Source organism: Micromonospora salmantinae (assembly GCF_022230905.1).
Lineage (GTDB): Bacteria > Actinomycetota > Actinomycetes > Mycobacteriales > Micromonosporaceae > Micromonospora > Micromonospora salmantinae.
Genome location: NZ_JAKKFG010000043.1, coordinates 224,435 through 245,805 on the forward strand (window position 1 = coordinate 224,435; position 21,371 = coordinate 245,805).

The window sequence follows — 21,371 nt, forward strand, 5'->3', positions numbered from 1 at the left end:
GGTGAACCTTTTCACAGCGGTTGTGTGGACTGGTCACCTTGGCCTCGTCGACCCGAGGGGCCGATACTGACCCAGCGTTCAGTTACCCATGAGTAGTGCGCGGATCCCCGGAGGCTGAGATGGCCCGACTCGCCCAGACGCCCGGCCTGACCGATGTGCAACAGTCGATCCTGGAGACCGTTCGGGACTTCGCCGACAAGGAGATCATCCCGCACGCGCAGCGACTGGAGCACGCCGACGAGTACCCCACCGACATCCTCGACGGCATGCGCGAGATGGGGCTGTTCGGTCTCACCATCGACGAGGAGTACGGCGGCCTCGGCGAATCGCTGCTCACCTACGCGCTGGTGGTGGAGCAACTGTCCCGAGGTTGGATGTCGATCTCCGGCATCGTCAACACCCACTTCATCGTGGCGTACCTGATCTCTCAGCACGGCTCCGCCGAGCAGAAGACCCGCCTGCTGCCGAAGATGGCCACCGGCGAGGTTCGCGGCGCGTTCTCCATGTCCGAGCCCGAGACCGGCTCCGACGTCTCGGCGATCAAGTCCCGGGCCGTCCGCGACGGCGACCGCTACGTGCTCAACGGGCAGAAGATGTGGCTCACCAACGGGGCCTACTCCTCGGTGGTGGCCACCCTGGTCAAGACCGACACCGGCGCGGAGTCCGTCTACGGCAACATGAGCACCTTCCTGCTGGAGAAGGAGCCGGGCTTCGGCGAGACCGCCCCCGGCCTCACCATCCCCGGCAAGATCGAGAAGATGGGTTACAAGGGTGTCGAGACAACCGAGATGGTGCTCGACGGCGTGACCGTGCCCGACTCCGCGATCCTCGGCGGCGCCGACCAGGTGGGCCGCGGCTTCTACCAGATGATGGACGGCATCGAGGTGGGCCGGGTCAACGTGGCCGCCCGTGCCTGCGGCATCTCCATCCGAGCCTTCGAGCTGGCGGTGAGCTACGCCCAGCAGCGCAAGACCTTCGGTCAGCCCCTCGCCAAGCACCAGGCGATCGCCTTCAAGCTCGCCGAGATGGGCACGAAGATCGAGGCCGCGCACGCCCTCATGGTCAACGCCGCCCGGCTCAAGGACGCCGGCCAGCGCAACGACGTGGAGGCCGGGATGGCCAAGCTGCTCGCCTCGGAATACTGCGCCGAGGTCGTCCAGGAGGCGTTCCGCATCCACGGCGGCTACGGCTACTCCAAGGAGTACGAGATCGAGCGGCTGATGCGGGAGGCCCCGTTCCTGCTCATCGGCGAGGGCACTTCGGAGATCCAGAAGACCATCATCTCCCGCGGCCTCCTCAAGGAATACAAGCTCTAACCCGCCCCGCCCCGCCCCGCCCGTCGCGATCTTGCACTTTCGGTTGCCCGGTCGACCCTTATGTCAGGTATGCCGGGACAGTAAGTGCAAGATCGCGGGGGATGGGGAGGGTGGGTCAGGTCAGGCGGGTCAGGTTGGCGGCGGCTCGTTCGACGATGAGGCAGCGGTCTTCCACGTAGTCCATGCCGGCCTCCTCGGCGATCCGCCGCGCCTCGGCCGAGACGATGCCCAGTTGGAGCCAGACCGCGGGCGCGCCGATCGCCGCCGCGTCCCGGACCACCTGCACGGCGTCGGCCGCCGGCCGGAACACGTCCACCAGGTCGACGGGGTGCGGAATGTCGGCGAGGCTCTTGTAGGCCCGTTCCCCGAACAGTTCGTCGACCGTCGGGTTGACCGGGATGATGCGCCAGCCGTACTGCTGCATCTGCAACGGCACGCCGTGCGCGGCCTTGAACGGGTCGCGGGACGCGCCCACGACGGCGATCACGGCGGAGTCGGCGAGGATCTGCTGAGCGGTACGCACCCGCCGACTGTAGCTCCGACTACAACAGCGTCAGCTGCTCGGCCGCCGACGGTGGCGGTGGCTCGGGCAGGCTGCGGTTGTCGCCCCGCTCCCCGCGGTGCAGCCCGTGCCGGCGGGCGGCGATCCGCACCCGCGCGGTCAACTCCCGCTGGTACGCCTGCGGGGCGTACGCACCGGCCCGGTAGAGCTCGCGGTAGCGGGGGACGAGGTGCGGGTGCTCACGGGCGAGCCAGTGCGCGTACCACTCCCGGGCGCCGGGACGCAGGTGCAGGGGCAGGGCGGTCACGCTCGTCGCACCGGCGGCGGCGATCGCCGAGACGGTGGCGTCGATCGACTCGTCGCTGTCGCTGAGACCGGGCAGGATCGGTGCCATCAACACGCCGACGGAGAAGCCGGCGTCGGCGAGTGCTCGGACGGCGTCGAGCCGGCGGCGTGGGTGCGGTGTGCCCGGCTCGACGGTGCGCCAGAGGTGCTCGTCGACGAACCCCACCGAGAAGGAGATGCCCACCGTGGTCACCTTGGCGGCCTCGCGCAGCAGCGGCAGGTCGCGCAGGATCAGCGTGCCCTTGGTGAGGATCGAGAACGGGTTGGCGAAGTCGCGCAGGGCACCGATGATCTGCGGCATCAGCCGGTAACGACCCTCGGCACGCTGGTAGCAGTCCACGTTGGTGCCCATCGCCACGTGCGCGCCCCGCCAGCGCGGCGCGGCCAGCTCACGCCGGACCAGCTCGCCGGCGTTGACCTTGACGATCACCTTCCGGTCGAAGTCCGCGCCGGCATCGAGATCGAGATAGGTGTGAGTATTTCTCGCGAAACAGTAAGTGCAGGCATGAGAGCAGCCCCTATATGGGTTGATCGTCCACTCGAACGGGACGCGGGACTGCCCGGGCACCCGGTTGAGGATGGACTTGGCCTGCACCTCGTAGAAGGTCATCCCGGCGAACTCGGGGGTGTCGAAGGTGCGGGCGACGGCGCCGGGCAGCGCCAGCGGCAGGGGTGGCGTCGCTGGCGCTGCCCGCTCGGGGTCTCCCTCGACCGGGGGAGCGGTGAGGTTGTCCCAGCGCATGGCCATCATTCGAACACGTGTACGAGGCGAGCGCAAGTGACCCGCCGTACACCGGTGCGCGTCCGGGTGGTCGGAGAGGAGAGGATGGACGCATGGAGACGTCGACCTTCGTCTACGACGGGGACTGCGCGTTCTGCACGAGCTGTGCGGAGTTCATCGAGCGCCGCATCCCCACCGCCGCACGGGTGGTGCCCTGGCAGTTCGCCGACCTGGACGCGCTCGGCCTCACAGTGGCCGAGTGCGAGGAGGCCGTGCAGTGGGTCGGCGCGGACGGCTCGCGCGCGGCCGGCCCGGACGCCATCGCGAAGCTGCTCGCCGCGAGTGGCCCGCTCTGGCGGGTCGCCGGCGCCGGCCTGCGGATTCCTCCGGTACGCGTCGCGGCCTGGCCGTTGTACCGCTGGGTGGCGCGTAACCGGCACCGACTTCCCGGTGGCACGGCGGCCTGCTCCCTGCCGCAGGAGGCCCGGGAGCGGCTCTACGGGCCGGCCGGTCGCCCGACCACCGGCGCCTGATCGTCGAGCGCCGGCCCCGCGCCGGCTGTCACCGGGCCCTGGTCGGCCGGCACCGGGTCGACGTCGTCCGGGCGCGGTTCCGGGGCATCCGTCGCCGCCTCGGGAGAGCCACGGCCGAGCAGCCGGCGTGCCCAGACCAGCGGGCGCACCCGCTCCAGCGGTAGGAAGCTGGTCATCGCGGCCAGGTGCGGCGCGAACGAGATCGTGATTGTCGCGATGGTGACCGCGTGGAACGAGTAGAAGAAGCCGACCATGGCGAGTCGCCAGCGGGGTGGCAGGAAGAAGACCATCGGGCTCAGCAGCTCGAACGCCACGATGCCGAACTGGGCGACGATCAGCAGGTACGGCACCTGGGCGATGAGGTCCGCCAGGTCGGTGCCGCGCCGGATGATCGCGCGGGCCAGGACCGAGCCGGTCAGCCAGTCCAGACCGCCGAAGCGCAGCTTGGCGAAGGCCGCCAGGAAGTACGTGCAGATCACCGCGATCTGGGTGACGCGTAGCGCCCAGCCGCCGGCCTCGGTGCGGGTGGTGTCGCCGTGTCGGGCGCGACCGGCGGTGGGCAGCACGGCCAGTGCGACGAGCAGCCCGAACCGGTCGTGGTCGACCTTCCCGTAGCTCATCGCGATGATCATCCACTCCAGGTACAGCGCGCACACCGCCCAGCCGAGCAGCCGGGGCGCTCGTCCGGTGGCGGCGAGGAGGGCGAGCAGCAGCAACGCCCAGAAGATCACCGTCACCAGCGTCTCGGTTGGCGTCGGCAGTGGGAGCAGGCGGCCGATCAGGAGTGGCTGGTACAGGTCGCCGGGCACGCTGACCCGGGTGCGTACCCAGGGGGTGAAGATCACCAGGTCGGCGGCGACGAACAGGTAGATCAGGGTGCGGAAGGCGGCCACCCGGCCCCGGGGTACGGCCTCGGTCAGCCAGCGGTTCATCGGGTGGCCTGCCAGCGGACGACGGTCTCATCGGTGTGTTGGCCGGTCGGCCGGCCGGCGCGGATGCCGTGCCAGCGGATGACGATGCGGACCTCGACCAGCGCGGGGGCGTCCGGGTGGCGTTCGGCGTACGCGTCGGCGACCTCGGTGAGCAGCGTCGGGTCGGCGGCGTACCGGGCCTGCTGACCCTCGATCTCGGCGCGGCGGATCCCTGTCGCGTTCTGGTCGAGGTCGATCACCGCCCCGGAGCTGTTCACCCCCTCGACACGGGTGTCGGGTGCGGGTGCGTTCGGCGGGTTGGAGGTGGAGTACATCCGGAACGGGCCGAACGGGAAGTCGTCGTCGCTGCCCCAGAAGGTGCCGACGACGAGCAGGACGAGGCCCAGTGCTGTCGCGCCCAGCCGGGTCACGCGCCCGCCGGTGGTCAGGTTCTCCATCGGGTCGTGACGATACGGGATGTACCGACGGCCTCGGGTCCCTCCGACGGACAGTTCGGCCTGACCAGGCAGGTGATCATGCGGGAGTTGGTGGGGGTACGACGAAGGCCGGGCCCGCGTCGGGCCCGGCCTCGCGTGTCGTCGTGGGGACGACTCAGTGGTTGTGCTCGGCCAGCTGCTTGCGGACGTCGTCCATGTCCAGCGCCTCGACCTGCTCGATCAGGTTCTCGAGCGCGGACTCGGGAAGCGCGCCCGGCTGGGCGAAGACGATGACTCCGTCACGGATCGCCATGATCGTCGGGATCGAGCGAATGTCGAACTTGGCGCCCAGCTCCTGCTGAGCCTCCGTGTCGACCTTGCCGAAGACGATGTTCTGGTGCTTCTCCGAGGAGCGCTCGTAGACCGGGGCGAACCGCTTGCACGGACCACACCAGTCGGCCCAGAAGTCGACCAGGACGATGCCGTCGTTGCCGGTCACCTCGTCGAAGTTCGTCGAGGTCAGCTCAACGGTTGCCATTGCACTCTCCGATCACCGCGGTTTATCTACGTCCCGTAGAACCAGGGCTGACCGTATCGAATTCCCGTGCGATGGGGCACGAAACGTGCCCAGGGCTGCCGGGGGGTGCCGCAGGTCATCGACGAGCATCTGTTCACACCCGACCTGCGGAACGCAAGTGCATGACGCACTTGCGTGACCTGCGGTAATGGGAGCGTTTCCAGGGAGATCCACGCGATTGAGCACTACGAATCGGTAACTTGGGCCTTGACAAGGAGGTATCCGGCCTGCGGAGATCGCTGATCAACCTCCGCGTCGTCACCGACAGTAGTGTTACAAAAAGATAAATGTGACCGCGATCTCTGTTGAACCTACGCAGGCGTAGGGCAGAATTCCTCACATCAGAGCGTGGGCGGCGGGTGCCGGGGAGGGCCCCGCCGCTCATTGCGTCTCCCCCCAGGCGAGTGACCGGTGTGACATTTCCGCCGCCGTCGCGCCCCGCCGGTTGCCTTAACCATCGATAAGGCATGCTGTGCCGAACTCCATCGCCGCCCGTCGAAGGGACCAGCATGCAGTTCGGTCGCTACTACGAGGAGTTCGAGGTCGGCGCGGTCTACCGGCACTGGCCGGGCAAGACCGTCACCGAGTACGACGACCACCTCTTCTGCCTGCTCACCATGAACCACCACCCGCTGCACATGGACGCGCACTACGCCGCGACGGCCAGCCAGTTCAAGCGCAACGTCGTGGTCGGCAACTACATCTACTCGCTGCTGCTCGGCATGTCCGTGCCCGATGTGAGTGGCAAGGCGATCGCCAACCTGGAGGTCGAGTCGCTGCGACACGTCGCGCCGACCTTCCACGGCGACACCATCTACGGCGAGACCACGGTGCTGGACAAGCGTGAGTCCGGCTCGAAACCCGACCGGGGCGTGGTGTCGGTGGAGACCCGCGGCTACAACCAGGACGGCACCATGGTCTGCGTCTTCCGGCGCAAGGTCATGGTCCCCAAGCGGGAGTACGCGGCCGCTGCGGTGCCCGACGGAGTGGATCCGGAGCGGCCCAGCTTCCCCGAGCCGCGCTGACAGCCGCGCGGCATGCTCGACCGTCGACGAACACCGGGCTCCTTCCCCGCCGCGGGTCTGCTGGGGAAGGGGCCCGGTGCCCGTCGCGGGGCATATGCTGACGCCGGAGGTTCCGATGAGCCACTCCGTAGCGGGAGAGCCGTCCTCTGCCGGCCGCCGAGCCGCACCCTTGACCACAGCTGTCTACTCCGCCGCCGAGTGGGACCTGCTCACCAGCCTGCCCGGTCGGGTTCTCGTGGCCGCCGCGGCACCCGGCCCTGGCCGGACGGAGCGTGGAGTCATGGCCGGCCTGGCCGGTCTGGATGCCGTGGCCGCGGGCCGAGCCTCCGACAGCGACCTGGTCCGCGCGGTGGTCGCCACGATCTACGCCCGCCACGACGGCACCCCGCAACCCGCCGAGCGGCTCACCGACCTGGTGGACCTGCTGGCCGCCTGCCGTGCGGCGAGCCGGGTGCTCCGGCGGCGGGCCGACCCCGCCGACTCGGCCGCGTACCGCCAGTGGGTGCAGTCGGTCGCGGCCCGGGTCTGTCGCGCGGTGCCCGGCACCGTCGCGCGCCGGGTGGACCCACCGGCCAGCCCGGCGGACCGGCGCTTCCTGGACCGGCTCGGTGCCGCCCTCGACCTGGGCTGACCGGCAGGTCGTCGCGGCCGACGCCGACGCGGTCCGTACCCTCTGATGACCGTGACCGACGACCAGCTTGAGGTGGGCGTGGGCCCCTGGCCGGGGGACCCACCGGACGACCCCCGTTACGACAGACAACTGCTCGCGGAGGGGGACCGGCGCAACGTCGTCGACCGCTACCGCTACTGGCGGCACGAGGCGATCGTCGCCGACCTGGACCGACACCGGCACGGCTTCCACGTCGCGATCGAGAACTGGCAGCACGACTTCAACATCGGCACTGTGGTGCGCAACGCCAACGCGTTCAACGCCGCAGAGGTGCACATCGTCGGACGGCGACGGTGGAACCGGCGCGGCGCGATGGTGACCGATCGGTACCAGCACGTACGGCACCACGAGACGATCGAGGATTTCGTCGTCTGGGCGGCCGAGCGGCAACTGCCGGTGTTCGGCATCGACAACCTGCCCGGGTCGCGTCCGCTGGAGACCGGCACCCTGCCGCGGGACTGTGTGCTGCTGTTCGGCCAGGAGGGGCCGGGCCTCTCCGCGCCGGCCCGTGCCGCCTGCGACCAGCTCTACTCCATCGCCCAGTACGGCTCGACCAGGTCGATCAACGCGGGGGTGGCCAGCGGAATCGCCATGCACGCCTGGATCCGCGCGCACGCCGGTACGCCGCCGGACTGACCCACGTACGGTGCCGAATCGGACGTTCCGGCTTGACGTGCCGGTGGTCCGGGGGAACGGTGGGGATGTGAGTGTCGCGGTGAGTTGTCCGAGATGCGGGGGCCCGGTACGGGCGCCGGATCTGATGAACACCGACTCGAGGTGTGTGCGCTGCGGCCCGGTGCCGCCGTTGCACGTGCCCGAGCACATCGGAGCGGACATCGTGGCGAGCGTGGTGGAACGGATCACCGCGACCGGCGATCCGCCGGTGACGCCGTTGTGGTGCCCGTGGCCGCTGCCGCCCGGTTGGACACTCACCGGCGTGGCGTACGCCGGGGACGACCGGACGGGCGTGCGGGCGACGGTGGTGGCCTGCGCGGGCCCGGCGCCGCTCGGTGGCGGCCCGGCCGATCTGGTCTTCGTGGCCGAGGAACCCGGTGTCGGCCTGGGCACCCGGCTCGCCGGTCTGGCCGGCCCGGATCCGGGACCGGAGTTGGTGGACGCGTTGACCGACCCGGGGTCGGGTCACCCTGACCACGTCGGACAGGCGAAGATCAAGGTCGGCGGGCACCCGACTCCACTGTGGTTGGTGAATTCACCGACGGATCGAAGCGCGTACGCCGGCGAAGCTCGGGGAATGTGGCTCCATGCGATAGCCTGGCCGGCGAGTGCGGGTCACCTGCTCGCGGAAGATGTCGTGCTTCACGACCTGACCGAGTGGACTCCGCCCGAGCTCGTGTACGGCGCACCGTCCCCGTATCTACCCGGTAGAGCTTGACAACTCTTCCGGATTGACGGAGAACGGACGCAGATATTCACTGTACGACACCACACTGATACTCTGGGTGCCGCTGCGGTAATGGGACCCGGCGCCGCGCGAGAGGATGGCCCGCCATGGTCAAGAAGGTCCTCACCTGGGCCGGAATCGCATTCTTGATCTTCTTCGTCGCCTACCGGCCAAACTCTGCGGCAGACGTGTTCAAGTCGCTCGGCGGCGGGATCATGGATATCGCCCAGGGGTTTGGCGACTTCTTCACCAGCCTCGTCGCCTAGCCGCCGATGGGCAGCCCCTCCGGTCCACCCTTCGACCCGGACGACCCCGACCGGGAACGTCGCGAGCGCGACACCGAGCCGATCCCGCGGATCGGGCCTGATGACGGCCCGGGCTACGGGGCCGGTCCCGGCCTGTCCGACGGTCCGTCCCTTTCGGACGACGTCGGCTATGGCGACGGGCCCGGCTATGCCGGCCAGGGCCGTTCCGGTCGGGGGTGGGTCCGTGATCCGGAGGCCAGTTACCAGCCGCCGCAGATCTCCGAGGACGAGCTGGCCGGGTTGCGCGCCGACGCGACCGGCTCGACCCCCCGGCGGGTGCTGCCCCTGGAAGACGAGCCCAGTTCGCTGGTGGCTCGCTACCTCTTCCCCACCGAGCGCTACCGGGGCGAGTGGAAGCGACACTGGATCCACCTCACCAACCCGCTGTTGATCGGCGTCGCGGCGACCTTCGTGCTCGGCTACCTCTCCGGCTTCCTCGCCGGCCAGGACGTCGGCGCGTTGACCACCATCGCCGTACTGCTGTGGTTCGCGGTGATGGGCTGGGTGGCGTGGAAGGTCGCCGACTGGTGGTATGACCGGTTCATCCTGACCAACAAGCGGGTCATGGTGGTCAACGGCATCGTCACCCGCAAGGTGGCGATGATGCCGCTGGTCCGGGTCACCGACATGAAGTACGAGCAGACCCCGACCGGTCGAGCGCTCAACTACGGCACCTTCGTGCTGGAGTCCGCCGGCCAGGAGCAGGCGCTTCGCGAGATCAAGAACCTGCCCAACCCGAACGAGCTCTACCTACGCGTCGTCGAGGAGATGTACGAGCCTCAGGCCGTCGAGGCGCGGCTCGGCAAGGAGGCCGACGAGGCCAAGGCCGACGACGGGGCGTGAAGGTTTTCGACCGAACATCGGAGCAAGTGCGCACCTTTCGTCATGGACCAGAGCGCCCCTGACGTGGCACTCTGCCAGGACGGCGGGGGTGTGGAGGTGGGCGGTGGCGAGCAAGGACTCGTTGGAGGAGCAGTTCCGCGAGTTCGTCGCGGCCCGCTCCGCCGCGCTCCTACGCACCGCTTATCTGCTCACCGGCGACTGGGCCACGGCCGAGGACCTGCTCCAGACGGCGCTGACCAAGACCTACCTGGCGTGGAAGCGGCTCGGCGGGATCGAGGCGGTCGAGCCGTACGCCCGGCGTGTGATGGTCAACACGTCGACCAGTTGGTGGCGGCGGCGCTGGCACGGCGAACGCCCGACCGAGGTCCTGCCCGAGCGGGCCGGTGTCGACGAGATCGAGCAGCAACTTGACCGTGACCTGCTCTGGCGGCATCTCCGGGAGTTGCCCAACCGGCAACGGGCAGTGCTGGTGCTGCGCTACTACGAGGACATGTCGGAGGCGCAGACCGCCGCGATGCTGGACATTTCACCGGGCACTGTGAAGAGCCAGGCGTCCCGGGCGCTCGCCACGCTGCGTCGGCGACTGGGCGCGGACGCACCGGAGCTGGCAGCCGCCGCCGGCATCGCCGGCCGGTCTGCGGGTGCAGGGGCCGCGACCGGTGCCGCCGGCCGGACGGCGGGCTCGGGTTCCCGAATCGGGCGAGTTCCGGCCACCGGTGCCGCTGCCACACCCCGTCCCGCAGGGGCGGCTGGCCGACCCGTGCCCCGCCCGACCGCTCCGCGCCCAGCCGAGCCGCGTGCGATCACCCCGCAGGTCGTCCTGCCCACCGCCCCGGCGGCCGTGCCCGTCGGCACGGGCTCCGGGGAACAGCAGTGAGTCACTTCCCAGGCCGGCGCGACAACCTGACGGACGGCCCGCAGCGTTCATACCAGGTGCGGCCTGACGAGATGGAAGGTGCGGTGCGGGAGACACTCTCGCACCAGGTCGCCCTTGCCCGCCCACTGAGCGTCGATCCGGCCGGCCAGGCCATCCGTCGCGCGAACCGGATCCGGCGTCGACGCACCGCCGCCGGCCTCGCCCTCGCGGCGGTCACCACAGTGCTGCTCAGCGCCGGCATGGCCCAGCTCGGTGCCGAGACCAGGCGGGACGGCTCACCCATCGTCGTGATCGGCGACCCGGACCCGACCAACCGACCGCTCCCGACGGCCAGCGTCCCCGGCCCCGCCCCCTCGCCCACGACGTCGACCTCTCTCCTCGTCAGCGAGACGCTGGTCAGCGCCGACGGGCGGCGGCTGGTGCTGCCCGACGTCGGGCCGGCCGAACGCGTCCAGCCGCTGCCCAGCGGCGGCGGTTGGCTGGTGGTCGGCGCGCAGAGCACCGCAGGACGCTCCCTGTGGGTGGTGCAGGACGACGGCCTGGTGCAGGTGCTGCTGGCTGGTGCCGGCGCGATCGTCCTGGCCCCGGACAGCCACCAGGTCGCCTGGCGCGACGGAGACGATCTCCTGATGGCGGGCGTGGTCGGCACCCAACTCATCGGGTCGGTGCGCACCCCGGTGCCGGCGGCGGCGGAGCCCGTCCGGTTCGTCGGTGACAGCGTGCTGGTCCGACTCGACAGGGCCAGCGCCGGTCACACGCTCTGGCGGCCCGGTGCGGGGCCGTTGCCCGACGCCCTCGACCGGGAGAGCCTCAACGTCTACGGGCGGCTGCCCGACGGGCGACTCGTCGGCCAGGTCACCACTACCGATCCCGGCCGGACCTGCCTCGCCATCCTCACCCCGACACGTCACCTGGACCCGGTACGCACCGGCTGCGGTCCAGACCTGAGCCAGGACGGCGTCGGCGGGGTTTCGCCGGACGGGCGGTGGCTGCTGGTCAACGAGGGGAGCGGCACGGCCGGCCGGTCCCTCCTGGTCGACCTCCAGCGGCTCGGGCCGGGCGTGACCGCCGTTGCGGCCGGGCCGCCGATGACCGGGGCGATCGTGTGGAGCGACGAGACCCAGGCCTCCTACCTCGACGGCACCGGCGAGCTGGTCCGGGTCGACGTCGGCCAGGTGCGGGCGGGAAAGCCCGCCAGCCCCGCGGCGGTGCCCGGCGTGCCAGCCGGAGAGCGGCCGATCCTGGTGAACGGCCTCTGACCCCCGGGTGACCCAGGTGAGCCAGGCTCACCGTTTCCTCGGTAGCGTCGGGCGGTGACCTCGCGTACCGGCTCCGCCCCCCGGATCGACCTGCACGCCCACTCGACGGCCAGCGACGGCACGCTGACCCCGGCCGAGCTGGTCGGCGCGGCGTTCGACGCCGGGCTGGACGTGCTGGCGATCACCGACCACGACACCACGGCCGGCTGGGCGCCGGCCGTGGGCGCGCTGCCGCCAGGTCTGCGTCTGATCCGGGGTGCGGAGTTGTCGTGTCGCTGGTCCGGTGCGCAGCCGGCGGTGCCGCTGCACCTGCTCGCGTACCTGTTCGATCCGGACCACCCGGAGCTGGTGGCCGAGCTGGCGCGGGTCCGGGCCGCCCGGGAAGAGCGCGGCGAACTGATGGTCGACCTCCTGCGGGCCGACGGCATCGACGTGAACTGGCCGGACATCCTGACCGGCGCGGGTGGTGGCACCGTGGGACGCCCGCACATCGCGCAGGCACTCATCCGCGCCGGCCTGGTCGGCAGCGTCCGGGAGGCGTTCGGCCCGGACTGGCTGGGCGAGCGGTACCGGCTGCCCAAGGAGGACATCGACGTGTTCCGCGCCGTCCGGCTGGTCCGGGCGGCCGGAGGCGTGCCGGTCTTCGCCCACCCGCGAGCCACCCGACGCGGCCGGGTGGTGCCCGACGAGCTGATCGCCGAGCTGGCCGCCGCCGGGCTCGCCGGGCTCGAAGCCGACCACGAGGACCACAGCCCGGCCGAGCGGGAACACGTGCGGGCGCTCGCCGCCGAGTTGGGTCTGCTCGTCACCGGCTCCTCGGATTTTCACGGCACCCACAAGACCGTTCAACTCGGCGCGTTCGGCACCAGCGTCGAGGCGTACGAGCGGATCGTCGCCGAGGGGGTGACCGAGGTCGCTTCGGGCTGATCCGGGTATTTCGCCCATCGCGACGCGGCTAGGTTGATCACGTGGATCTGAAGCTGTTCGGCGAGGTTTTCGTGACCCTGCTGGTGATCACCGACCCGCCGGGCATGATGCCGATCTTCCTGGCGCTGACCGGCCCGCTGCCCGCCCGCGACCGCAACCGGGCAGCCTGGCAGGCCGTCGCGTTGGCGCTCGGCGTCATCGTGATCTTCGCGGTGGCGGGGCAGACCCTGCTCGACTACCTGCACGTGGACCTGCCGGCGTTGCAGGCTGCCGGTGGGCTGCTGCTCGTGCTCGTCGCCCTTGAGCTGCTGACCGGCAAGGCCGACGACCCGAGCCAGCAGGTCACCTCCAACATCGCGCTGGTGCCGCTGGGCACGCCGTTGCTGGCCGGCCCGGGCGCCATCGTGGCCACCATGCTCTTCGTCCAGCAGGCCGACGGGCTGGGAGAGTTCAGCGCCATCGCCGTGGCGATCCTCGCCGTGATGGTCGCCGTCTGGATCGTCCTGCGCTTCTCCGGCGGCATCGTGAAGATCCTCCGGCCGGGCGGGATCGAGGTGCTGACCCGGATCGCCGGCCTGCTGCTGGCCGCGATCGCCGTGCAGCTCATCGCCGACGCGGTGGCCGCCTTCGTCACGCAGTACGTGAACATGGCCTGACGGCACGCGCGCGATGTCGGAGGTGGGTGGCAGGATCTCAGGCGTGCGACGATCCTCATCAGCGGGGCGGCCGGCCGCCGGCGGCCGGGCCCCTCGGCAGCGCGCCGGCGACGCCGAGCAGCTCGGCTTCGAGGGCATGCCGGAGCGGCTGTTCGTCTGCACCCCGAGCAAGCTCGGCGCGTACGCGGACTGCCCGCGTCGCTACCGCTACTCCTACGTCGACCGGCCCGCCCCGCCCAAGGGCCCGCCGTGGGCGCACAACTCGCTCGGCGCCAGCGTGCACACCGCCCTGAAGAACTGGTATGCGTTGCCCGCCGACCGGCGGCGTCCCGAGGCGCTGGCCACGCTGCTCAAGGGCACCTGGGTCCGCGAGGGCTACCGCGACGACGAGCAGGAACGGGCCGCCTACCGGCGGGCGTTGGGATGGCTGGAGGCGTACGTCGAGACGCTGGAGCCGGATTCCGACCCGCTCGGCGTGGAGCGGGTGGTGGCGGTCAAGACAGCGGTGTTGGCGTTCAACGGTCGTACCGACCGGATCGACTCGCGGCCCGGCCCGGAGGGGCCGGAGCTGGTCATCGTCGACTACAAGACCGGCCGCACCGGGCTGGACACCGACGACGCCCGGGGCTCGCAGGCGCTGGCGCTCTACGCGTACGCCGCCGAGCGGGTGTTCCGTCGGCCGTGCCGCCGGGTGGAGCTGCACCACCTGCCGACCGGCACGGTCGCTGGCCACGACCACACAGTCGAATCGCTGGCCCGACAACTGACCCGCGCGGAAGAGACAGCCCGCGACATCATGGCCGCCGAGCGGGCAGTTGCCGACGGCGCCGACGCGGACGAGGCTTTCCCGGTGGCGCCCGGCCCGCGCTGCGGCTGGTGCGACTTTCGGCGGCACTGCCCGACGGGCGCGCAGGTCCCGGGCAAGGAGCCGTGGGCGGCCATGGACCGGCCCGCCGACGGCTGATCCGCCTGCCGTGGGCCGGTCAGCCGGCCAACGAGGCGGCCGCGTGCCGCGCGGCCCGCTCCTTTGCTGCCTGTATCAACGGCCCCTCCAGGTAGCGGCGGGGGACGGCGGCGAACGCGAGCCGCAGCGCGCGCACGGTCAGGTCCGCCGACAGGGCGGTGGTCGGTAGACCGAGACCTCCGTACATCCGGTGTGCCCACGTCGGCAGCAGCGCGAACGCGGTACCGGCGATCCCCAGGTACGCCCAGCGCGGCGGGCCCAGCGTGAGGCCCAACCGGACCGGCAGGCTGAGCTTCCACGGCAGCGGCGGGGCGGTGAGGAACACCGCCGTCTCGGCGGCCTCCCGGGTCATCCGCAACTGTGGCCGTACGGCCTCGTAGTAGTCCGCGACCTCGGCTGCGGTCCCCGGGACGGTGGCCGGGTCCAGGCCGACAAGGGCGGCGGCGCGGCGCTGCTCGGTGTAGTAGCCGTCCACCTCGTCGTCGCTCAGCGGCAGCCCGGCGCGTCGGGCCGTGCTCAGGAACGACTCGACCTCGGTCACGTGTACCCAACGCAGCAGGTCCGGTTCGTCGATCCGGAACTGCTCACCGGTGAGCGTGTCGGTGGCCCGCAGCCGGTCGTGCAGGCGGCGTAGCCGGGCCCCGGCGGCCTCCGCCTCGGCGGTGGTCCCGTAGACCGTGGTCGCCACGTAGGTAGCGGTGCGGACCAGTCGGCCCCAGGCGTCGGTGCGGTAGTTGCTGTTCTGCGCGACCCCGGCCATGGCCCGGGGGTGCAACGCCTGGAGGTAGAGCGAGCGCAGGCCGGCGACGATCAGGATCGGCTCCTCGTGCACCTTCCACGTGACCGAACCCGGACCGAACAGGCCGAGGTCATCGGAGTCCACCGCACAAGAGTGCCACGGTCGGGCAGACCTCGCCGGTCACGTGCCGCCGGCGCCGCTGATCAGACGTCGGCGGAGCGGCGGGCCCGGCAGTCCGGGCAGAGGCCCCAGAAGGTCACTTCGGCCTCGTCCACCTCGAACCCGTGCGCGCTGTTCGGCTCCAGGCACGGCGCGCTGCCCACCGCGCAGTCGATGTCGGCGATCTCGCCGCAGCCCCGGCAGACCACGTGGTGGTGGTTGTCGCCCACCCGCGCCTCATAGCGGGCGGGACTGCCCGCCGGCTCGATCCGACGTGACAGCCCGGCCCGGGACAGCGCGCCCAGCACGTCGTAGACAGCCTGGGTGGACACCGAGTCGAGGCGTTCGCGAACCCGCCGGGTGATCTCGTCGACCTCCAGGTGGCCGCCGTCGGCCAGCACGTCGAGCACCGCGAGGCGGGGGCGCGTGACGCGCAGGCCCCTCGACCGCAGCAACTCCTCGGCACCCGACATTGGCCAATGACAACACGCCCGACCCGCATCGACAACCGTCGCCCGCTCCGGGTGGCCACCGACACAGCCAGGCAAGATCGGGAGTACGGCCCAGAGGATGAACCCGATCGACGCGGCGCGCGTGTCACCGGTCGAGGGCCTGGGGACGATCGGCGGACCATAGGCTGACCACCCCTGACCATGATCCACCTGGAGGGTTCGATGTTCGAGGAGATCCTGGGTCTACCGGTGCACGTCCTGGTAATCCACGCGGTCGTCGTGTTCGTGCCGCTGCTGGCGGTGCTGGCCATCGCGTACGTGGGGCTACCGCGGTGGCGGCACCGGCTGGACTGGGCCCTGGGCCTCCTCGCCGTGGCCGCGCCGGTGACCGCCTACGTCGCGGTCAAGTCGGGTGAGGCACTCACCGACGCGCTGGTGGCCAGGGGCTTCCAGGGGCCGATCCTCGATCAGATCTTCGAGCACTCCCGCTACGGTGACATCCTGTTACGCGTCGTGGTGCCGCTCGGGATCGTGGCCATCCTGCTGCTCGTGGCGACAAGTGGCCACCCCCGGGTGCCGCAGTTGCCCGCGCTGGTCATCCCGGTGCTGGCGGTAGCGGCCGTGGGGCTCTCCATTGCCGCTTTGGTCTACGTCTACCTGACCGGCCACTCCGGTGCCGAGACGGTTTGGGGCACCACCCTCTGAGCTGCTGCTCGCTGCCGCTGCCCGGGGGCGGGCATCAGAAGATGACTCGCGAGCAGAGCAGACAGAGCAGTACCAGCAGCACCACGCCGGCCGCTGCGCCGAAACCGTAGGTGACCCGCTGCGATCGCTGCTCGGCCGCGTCCAGTTCGGCCATGTCCTGCGGCGGCAGCTGTCGCGGCGGCGCCGCCTGCAGATGTACGGGTGGACGCCAACCCGCCGGCGGCGGCACGCTCGGCGGCGGGCCGGAGTACCCGCTGGCAGTGCCCCCAGCCGGCGCTGGTCCGGCCGGCGGCGGGCCGGCGTTCCCGCTGGGAGGGCGCCCCGTCGATGCTGGGCTGGCCTGCTCGTTCCGCGGTGGATCGCTGGGCCCGCTTGTCGGTGGATTGGTGGGCCCGGTCGGTGCTGTGGTCGCGGGCGCGGCGGGAGGTTGGTCCGCCACCGCGTCGTCACCGGTGTCGGGCCGTCGCCAGTAGTCGTCCGGGTTGCTGCCACCGCTGGGGGTCGTCACGCCGTCCGACGCTACCAACGCCACCGGCGGCCCGGTCGCTTCTGGCCGGCGCAACCACTGTCGGCGGTCCGGCCGGCTCTGCCTGGCGTGCCCACCGCCGATGGCCCGGTCCACCGCCTTCGGCTGCGCTAGTCTTGCCGCTCGTGAGCACCGAGGACCCTGGCACGCACGGCGCACGTGGAGACGATGACCGCGCCGTCGACCTGAGCGAAGACTTCGTGGTGCTGCCCGAGCAGACCACTGACGACACCGACCGTGGTTGGGGCGAGCGGTCGGGCGGCAACGACGACTGGCTGCTCGCCGAACGCCCCCCGCACTGGGACTGAACCCCCAGTGGTGCGGCCAGACCCCCACGACCTCGATCTGACAGCCGACAGTGGGATGAACGGACCGGACGGTCTCGCAGCGGAACCTGCCCCGGCGTGGTCGTACCCGTCGGCGGGCGGGTCAGCCCCCTCCGGTGCCGGCCCCCGCTGACGGCGGTGGAGTCCGTGGTGGCGGGGTTCGGTCTGCCACCGACGGCGCGTCGGAGGGCACGGGGGTCGGCGGGCACCCGGTCGGGGTGTGCAGGACCGCGGCGGCCAGGCCGAGCAGCGCGGCGACCAGACCGGCCCGGAGCAGGGTGCGCCCGCCGGGCAGAGTGAGCTGGCGCAGCGGGCGCAACGCCCGCGCGGAATCCGGATCGAGCATCGCGTCTGCCGCCTCCCGTCCCCGAGCGCCGCAGTGGCACCCGTGTACGGGGAGGCTAGGCAGTTTCCGCCGCTTCGGCCGACCCACTGCCGACGCCTGTGGACAACCGCCCGGCCTGTGGAAAACGCGCATCCGACGGCGCGATCTGCTATGGCAGCCGCCTTGATCGACTCGAGATCAAGGAACCCGGGCGGTCAGAGCGGCGGGGACAGGCCGACTTCCTGAAACCGAGTGGGTCGAGGCCCGACCCGTGGTGGGGTCGGGCCTTCGGCGATCAGGACGTGGAGCTGGCCGCTGCCGTCTTGCCGCCGCCCGATCCACCCGAGGACGACCCGGAGGAGGACGACGAGCCCGAGGACGAACCGGACGAGGACGACCCGGACGAGGACGAGGACCCCGAAGAGGACGAGGAGCTGTCACCGGAGGACGACTCGGACTTCGCCGGCTTGGTGGCCGTACCGCCGGCGGTCGTCTCGGAACCGGCCGCCCGGGAGTCGGTGCGGTAGAAGCCCGAACCCTTGAAGACGATGCCGACCGAGTTGAAGACCTTGCGCAGCCGCCCCTGACACGCCGGGCACTCGGTCAGCGGCTCGTCAGAGAAGGACTGCACCGCCTCGAGCTGCTCACCGCACGTGGTGCAGGCGTACTGGTACGTGGGCACGTTCTCCTCCGGATCTGGGCTCAGCCAGTTGGCACTCGACGTATTCGAGTGCCAATGGTGCGTCATTCGGCCCGGGTTCGTCCAGCAGACGTGTGGGGCGCGACACCGTGCGCCGCACCCGGGCCGCCGTCAAGCGTACGCACCCCGTCGGCGGGAGTGACGACCGCGCGCACCCGGCGGTCGTGGGGCTCCGCCGGCAGCGCCTCGACCAGCTCACCGTCGTGCAACGGCACCACCGTCAGGGTCGCCTCGGGTACCCGGGCGAGTGCGCGATCGTACGAGCCGCCGCCGCGCCCGAGCCGCCGACCGTCGCCGTCGACAGCGAGAGCCGGTACGACCACCAGCTCCGCGTGCGCCACGGCGGTCACCCCGAGGCGGGCACCCACTGGTTCTCGGATACCCCGCCCCGCCGCGATCAAGGCACCGGGCCCGGTATACGCCGCCCAGTCCAGATCCAGGTCGGCGAGGAGCACCGGCAGCAGCAACTCGGCTTCCGCCGGCAGCGCCGCCCGCAGCACCTCGGGCAGGTCGGCGCCGCCGGGTTCGGAGCCGACCGGCACGTACGCCGTCATCCGGTGCGGGCGCAGCCGGCGTACCAGGGCGACCAGCTCGGCCTGCACGCGCCCGGCGGCGGCTGCCCGGGTCTCGGCGGGCAGCGACCGGCGGCGAGCGAGCAGCTCGACTCGGGTGTCCCGCTTCGCCATCCGGGTCACTTCCGCTTCATCAGAAAATTCCGGCACGCAACACTCCTGACGCAACGCCTCTCCCACGGTTGCACTGTGTCAGCATCGCAAGCAACGGAGGCGGAACTTCCGGGGGGACCGAGTGACGCTACGCGGGCGGTTGACGGCAGCCTTCCTCGTGGTGGTGCTCGGGCCGGTCCTGCTCGGCGCGCTCTTCGTCGCCTCCACCGTCGCGGCGGGCGACCGCAGCCGCTCCACCGAGCGCCTGGCGGTGGCGGCGTCCACCGTTCGTACCTCGGTCGACGCGCTCTGCCAGCAGCTACGCGCCACCGCCGACGCGGTGGCGCTCACCGCCGATCCGGCCGTCGCCGCCGCGCAACTGGTCGGCCGGGGTCTGGCCGCCGCGGTGCTGGTCACCGACATGGCCGGCCAGATCACCTACATATCGCCCGGTGCTCCGTCGACCCCGTGGCAGGACTGCGCCGGCTCGACCGAAGAAACGAACGGGGGCACGAACGGGGGCTCGGCCGGCCCGGTCCGTGCGTTGGCCGCCCAGGTCGACCTGCACGATCGTGCCGGCACCCGGCTGGGCACTGTGACCGCCGCACAACTGCTCGACCCGGCCTTCGTGGCCCGACTGGCGGCGGTGACCGGGGTGGCGGTCACCCTGCTCGACAGTGGGGCGAGCGCCGCGCGGGTCACCCACACGACCGAGTCCCGTGACGTCCGCGACGCGGTGCTGGCCGCCGCCGTCGGCGTACGGGGCGAGCAGGTCACCGAGACCAACGAGGGCCGGTACGTGCGCAGGCTCGGGCCCTCCGACGCGCAGCCGCTGCCACTGGTGCTCTCCGTGCCCAGTGAACGGCCACCGGGGCTGCACGCCACGCTGGTCGGGGTGGTGGTGCTGGCCGGGCTGCTCGCGGTGCTGACCGCCTGGCGGCTGGCCCGGTTGACCACCCGGCCGCTGGCGGAACTGGCCGGCGCGGTCGACCGGGTGGCCCAGGGCGACCTGACCGCCCGGGTGCCGGTACGCAGCCGCGACGAGTTGGGACGGTTGGCCGCCGCCTTCAACCGGATGACCCGGGAGACCGGCTCCTACGTCGCGGCGTTGACCAGCAACCGGGATCAGCTGCGCGGGCACCTCGCGGTGCTCGGCGACACCCTGGCCAGCACGCACGACCTGCAACGCATCCTGCGGGTGATCCTGCGCAGTGCCATCGGGGCCACCGGCGCACGGGCGGGTGCCGTGCTGCTGGTGGAGACCGGCGGGGTGCTCGTCGCGCAGTGCACCGAGGGGTTGGACGGGCGCTGGCCGGCCGAGGAGGCGGACGGGTCGCAGACGCTCCGGGTGCCGGTCGGCGTCGGCGTGGTCGGTGAGGTCGCCGCCACCGGGGAACCGCAGCGGGGCAGGGCGGAGCCGACCGGGGCGCCAACGGGTGAGCCACGCTGCCGCACCTACGTCGCGGTTCCGTTCGCCGCCCCGGCCGGCGGTGCCACGGCCACCCTCGGCGGGCCCTCGGGGCCGGTCGACGAGGCGGGCGCGGCGGCCGCGCTCGGCGTACTGGCCCTCTACGACCGGCTGGGCGCCGACGAGTTCGACGACGACGACCTGGCCACCCTGCGCACCTTCGCCGGCCACGCGGCAGTGGCGGTGGACAACGTCCGGGTGCACGAGGAGGCGCAGCGGCTCTCCCTCACCGACCCGCTCACCGGGCTGTGGAACTACCGCTACCTGCGCGAGTCGATCCGGCGGGAGGTGGAACGGGCCAGCCGCTTCGGGCGGATGCTCAGCGTCCTCGCGTTGGACCTGGACCGGTTCAAGGACGTCAACGACACCTACGGGCACGCCGCGGGGGACACCGTCCTGGCCGAGTTCGCCCGCCGGGTGCGCGGAGAGATCCGTGAGGTCGACCTGGCCTTCCGCCAGGGTGGTGAGGAGTTCGTGCTGCTGCTGCCGGAGACCGACGCGCGGGGCGCGGCGATCGTGGCCGAGCGGCTCGGCGCGGCGGTGCGCGACACGCCCATCGCCGTCGAGGCGTACGCCGGGCCGGTCCTGGTGACCGTGTCGGTGGGCATCGCCGTCTTCCCGGACCACGGCAGCACCGGGCGGGAGGTGCTGGAGGCCGCCGACGACGCGCTCTACGCGGCCAAGGCGGCGGGCCGCGACACGTACCGGGTCGCCGAGGTGCGCTCGGAGCTGCCGACCCGGGAGATTCCGGTGCTCGCGTGTGCGGTGAGCCCACCCGACGGGCTGCCGCGCGCCGGCCAGCCGGTGCAGGTCAGCCGGGAGCCGGGCGGGCCCGCCCGGTCCGACCCGGCGGCGGGCGTACCGGAATCATCGCTGGCGGGTCCGGCGGACGCCCGACCGGATTCGGTCGACGACACGCCGGACAGCGCGACGGGCGCGGCGCGGGCCGGCCCGGACGCGGCGCGGCCGGGGCCGGGTGGCGGCGCGTCTTCTGGGCCACACCCGCCGCGGCAGAGCCGTGGCCGATAGTCTCGCG

At 71.6% G+C, this 21,371-nt stretch carries 27 protein-coding genes and 1 pseudogene; 17 read left to right on the plus strand and 11 right to left on the minus strand.

Annotation, left to right across the window (positions count from 1 at the left end; genetic code table 11):
- Positions 1-119: 119 nt before the first annotated feature.
- The gene (locus tag PSH03_RS27180) at positions 120-1,316 is read left to right on the plus strand and encodes an acyl-CoA dehydrogenase family protein (RefSeq protein WP_210781867.1); all 1,197 of its coding nucleotides are present in this window, start codon (positions 120-122) and stop codon (positions 1,314-1,316) included.
- Between the two features lie 115 nt (positions 1,317-1,431).
- Here the strand turns inward: PSH03_RS27180 and PSH03_RS27185 are convergent, their stop codons facing one another.
- On the minus strand, positions 1,432-1,839 hold the full coding sequence (locus tag PSH03_RS27185) for a CoA-binding protein (RefSeq protein WP_091394753.1): 408 nt from the start codon (positions 1,837-1,839) through the stop codon (positions 1,432-1,434).
- 19 nt (positions 1,840-1,858) lie between these two features.
- Positions 1,859-2,905 carry an Rv2578c family radical SAM protein gene (locus PSH03_RS27190; RefSeq protein ID WP_238690795.1) on the minus strand — a complete coding sequence of 349 codons (1,047 nt, stop codon included), beginning with the start codon at positions 2,903-2,905 and terminating at the stop codon, positions 1,859-1,861.
- 92 nt (positions 2,906-2,997) lie between these two features.
- On the opposite strand from PSH03_RS27190, the gene PSH03_RS27195 reads away from it, so the two are divergent.
- Positions 2,998-3,417, plus strand: a complete 420-nt coding sequence (locus tag PSH03_RS27195; RefSeq protein WP_109819716.1) for a thiol-disulfide oxidoreductase DCC family protein — start codon at positions 2,998-3,000, stop codon at positions 3,415-3,417.
- Here PSH03_RS27195 and PSH03_RS27200 read toward each other — a convergent pair.
- The 3 genes from PSH03_RS27200 to trxA form a co-directional block, all read right to left on the minus strand.
- Positions 3,381-4,349, minus strand: coding sequence for an HTTM domain-containing protein (locus PSH03_RS27200; RefSeq protein ID WP_238690796.1), 969 nt, complete (start codon positions 4,347-4,349; stop codon positions 3,381-3,383). The two genes, PSH03_RS27195 and PSH03_RS27200, sit on opposite strands and share 37 nt — an antisense overlap.
- Complete coding sequence (locus PSH03_RS27205; RefSeq protein WP_238690797.1) at positions 4,346-4,786, minus strand: hypothetical protein; 441 nt, start codon at positions 4,784-4,786, stop codon at positions 4,346-4,348. The genes PSH03_RS27200 and PSH03_RS27205 overlap by 4 nt, the downstream gene beginning before the upstream one ends.
- A 154-nt stretch (positions 4,787-4,940) precedes the next feature.
- Positions 4,941-5,303 (minus strand): thioredoxin, encoded by a 363-nt coding sequence (trxA, locus tag PSH03_RS27210; RefSeq protein WP_007455291.1) that lies wholly within the window; start codon positions 5,301-5,303, stop codon positions 4,941-4,943.
- A 548-nt stretch (positions 5,304-5,851) separates the two neighbouring features.
- On the opposite strand from trxA, the gene PSH03_RS27215 reads away from it, so the two are divergent.
- The 11 genes from PSH03_RS27215 (at position 5,852) to PSH03_RS27265 (ending at position 14,270) form a co-directional block, all read left to right on the plus strand.
- On the plus strand, positions 5,852-6,367 hold the full coding sequence (locus tag PSH03_RS27215) for a MaoC family dehydratase (protein WP_030486570.1): 516 nt from the start codon (positions 5,852-5,854) through the stop codon (positions 6,365-6,367).
- A gap of 94 nt (positions 6,368-6,461) precedes the next feature.
- The gene (locus tag PSH03_RS27220; RefSeq protein ID WP_210781837.1) at positions 6,462-6,998 is read left to right on the plus strand and encodes a hypothetical protein; all 537 of its coding nucleotides are present in this window, start codon (positions 6,462-6,464) and stop codon (positions 6,996-6,998) included.
- A gap of 51 nt (positions 6,999-7,049) precedes the next feature.
- Entirely contained in the window at positions 7,050-7,673 is a 624-nt protein-coding gene (locus PSH03_RS27225) for a TrmH family RNA methyltransferase (protein WP_238690841.1), read from the plus strand.
- 79 nt (positions 7,674-7,752) lie between these two features.
- Positions 7,753-8,430 carry a DUF6758 family protein gene (locus PSH03_RS27230; RefSeq protein WP_372471748.1) on the plus strand — a complete coding sequence of 226 codons (678 nt, stop codon included), beginning with the start codon at positions 7,753-7,755 and terminating at the stop codon, positions 8,428-8,430.
- Between the two features lie 116 nt (positions 8,431-8,546).
- Positions 8,547-8,705 carry a hypothetical protein gene (locus PSH03_RS27235; RefSeq protein ID WP_007455302.1) on the plus strand — a complete coding sequence of 53 codons (159 nt, stop codon included), beginning with the start codon at positions 8,547-8,549 and terminating at the stop codon, positions 8,703-8,705.
- Positions 8,706-8,711: 6 nt separating this feature from the next.
- A complete protein-coding gene (locus tag PSH03_RS27240; protein WP_210781838.1) occupies positions 8,712-9,587 on the plus strand; it encodes a PH domain-containing protein in 876 nt (291 codons plus the stop codon).
- 103 nt (positions 9,588-9,690) lie between these two features.
- Positions 9,691-10,464, plus strand: a complete 774-nt coding sequence (locus PSH03_RS27245) for a SigE family RNA polymerase sigma factor (RefSeq protein WP_238690798.1) — start codon at positions 9,691-9,693, stop codon at positions 10,462-10,464.
- Between the two features lie 83 nt (positions 10,465-10,547).
- Positions 10,548-11,723, plus strand: coding sequence for a hypothetical protein (locus PSH03_RS27250; RefSeq protein ID WP_210781840.1), 1,176 nt, complete (start codon positions 10,548-10,550; stop codon positions 11,721-11,723).
- 54 nt (positions 11,724-11,777) lie between these two features.
- Entirely contained in the window at positions 11,778-12,650 is an 873-nt protein-coding gene (locus PSH03_RS27255) for a PHP domain-containing protein (RefSeq protein WP_238690799.1), read from the plus strand.
- A gap of 41 nt (positions 12,651-12,691) precedes the next feature.
- Entirely contained in the window at positions 12,692-13,306 is a 615-nt protein-coding gene (locus tag PSH03_RS27260; protein ID WP_091394729.1) for a MarC family protein, read from the plus strand.
- Positions 13,307-13,319: 13 nt separating this feature from the next.
- Complete coding sequence (locus PSH03_RS27265; RefSeq protein ID WP_247669017.1) at positions 13,320-14,270, plus strand: RecB family exonuclease; 951 nt, start codon at positions 13,320-13,322, stop codon at positions 14,268-14,270.
- Positions 14,271-14,289: 19 nt separating this feature from the next.
- On the opposite strand, the gene PSH03_RS27270 is transcribed toward PSH03_RS27265, so the two are convergent.
- Positions 14,290-15,153, minus strand: coding sequence for an oxygenase MpaB family protein (locus PSH03_RS27270; protein ID WP_210781843.1), 864 nt, complete (start codon positions 15,151-15,153; stop codon positions 14,290-14,292).
- A gap of 59 nt (positions 15,154-15,212) precedes the next feature.
- Positions 15,213-15,641 carry a Fur family transcriptional regulator gene (locus PSH03_RS27275; protein WP_210781844.1) on the minus strand — a complete coding sequence of 143 codons (429 nt, stop codon included), beginning with the start codon at positions 15,639-15,641 and terminating at the stop codon, positions 15,213-15,215.
- A gap of 201 nt (positions 15,642-15,842) precedes the next feature.
- Between PSH03_RS27275 and PSH03_RS27280 the strand changes: the two genes are divergently transcribed.
- Positions 15,843-16,325: a DUF2231 domain-containing protein gene (locus PSH03_RS27280; protein ID WP_091397283.1), complete on the plus strand. Its 483-nt coding sequence runs from the start codon at positions 15,843-15,845 to the stop codon at positions 16,323-16,325.
- 34 nt (positions 16,326-16,359) lie between these two features.
- Here the strand turns inward: PSH03_RS27280 and PSH03_RS27285 are convergent, their stop codons facing one another.
- A complete protein-coding gene (locus PSH03_RS27285) occupies positions 16,360-16,833 on the minus strand; it encodes a hypothetical protein (protein WP_238690800.1) in 474 nt (157 codons plus the stop codon).
- 143 nt (positions 16,834-16,976) lie between these two features.
- Here PSH03_RS27285 and PSH03_RS27290 point away from each other — a divergent pair, with 143 nt between their 5' ends.
- Positions 16,977-17,159 (plus strand): hypothetical protein, encoded by a 183-nt coding sequence (locus PSH03_RS27290; protein ID WP_210781845.1) that lies wholly within the window; start codon positions 16,977-16,979, stop codon positions 17,157-17,159.
- A 121-nt stretch (positions 17,160-17,280) separates the two neighbouring features.
- Here the strand turns inward: PSH03_RS27290 and PSH03_RS27295 are convergent, their stop codons facing one another.
- Positions 17,281-17,523: a hypothetical protein gene (locus PSH03_RS27295; protein WP_238690801.1), complete on the minus strand. Its 243-nt coding sequence runs from the start codon at positions 17,521-17,523 to the stop codon at positions 17,281-17,283.
- A gap of 281 nt (positions 17,524-17,804) precedes the next feature.
- Here PSH03_RS27295 and PSH03_RS27300 point away from each other — a divergent pair, with 281 nt between their 5' ends.
- Positions 17,805-18,029, plus strand: coding sequence for a hypothetical protein (locus PSH03_RS27300; protein WP_238690847.1), 225 nt, complete (start codon positions 17,805-17,807; stop codon positions 18,027-18,029).
- A 62-nt stretch (positions 18,030-18,091) separates the two neighbouring features.
- Here PSH03_RS27300 and PSH03_RS27305 read toward each other — a convergent pair.
- A pseudogene (locus tag PSH03_RS27305) lies at positions 18,092-18,250 on the minus strand (FmdB family zinc ribbon protein); the annotation flags it as partial.
- Positions 18,247-18,924, minus strand: coding sequence for a 5-formyltetrahydrofolate cyclo-ligase (locus PSH03_RS27310; RefSeq protein ID WP_210781847.1), 678 nt, complete (start codon positions 18,922-18,924; stop codon positions 18,247-18,249). The gene PSH03_RS27310 and the pseudogene PSH03_RS27305, both read right to left, overlap by 4 nt.
- An 85-nt stretch (positions 18,925-19,009) precedes the next feature.
- Between PSH03_RS27310 and PSH03_RS27315 the strand changes: the two genes are divergently transcribed.
- Positions 19,010-21,364, plus strand: coding sequence for a diguanylate cyclase (locus PSH03_RS27315; RefSeq protein WP_210781848.1), 2,355 nt, complete (start codon positions 19,010-19,012; stop codon positions 21,362-21,364).
- The last annotated feature ends 7 nt before the right edge of the window (positions 21,365-21,371 follow it).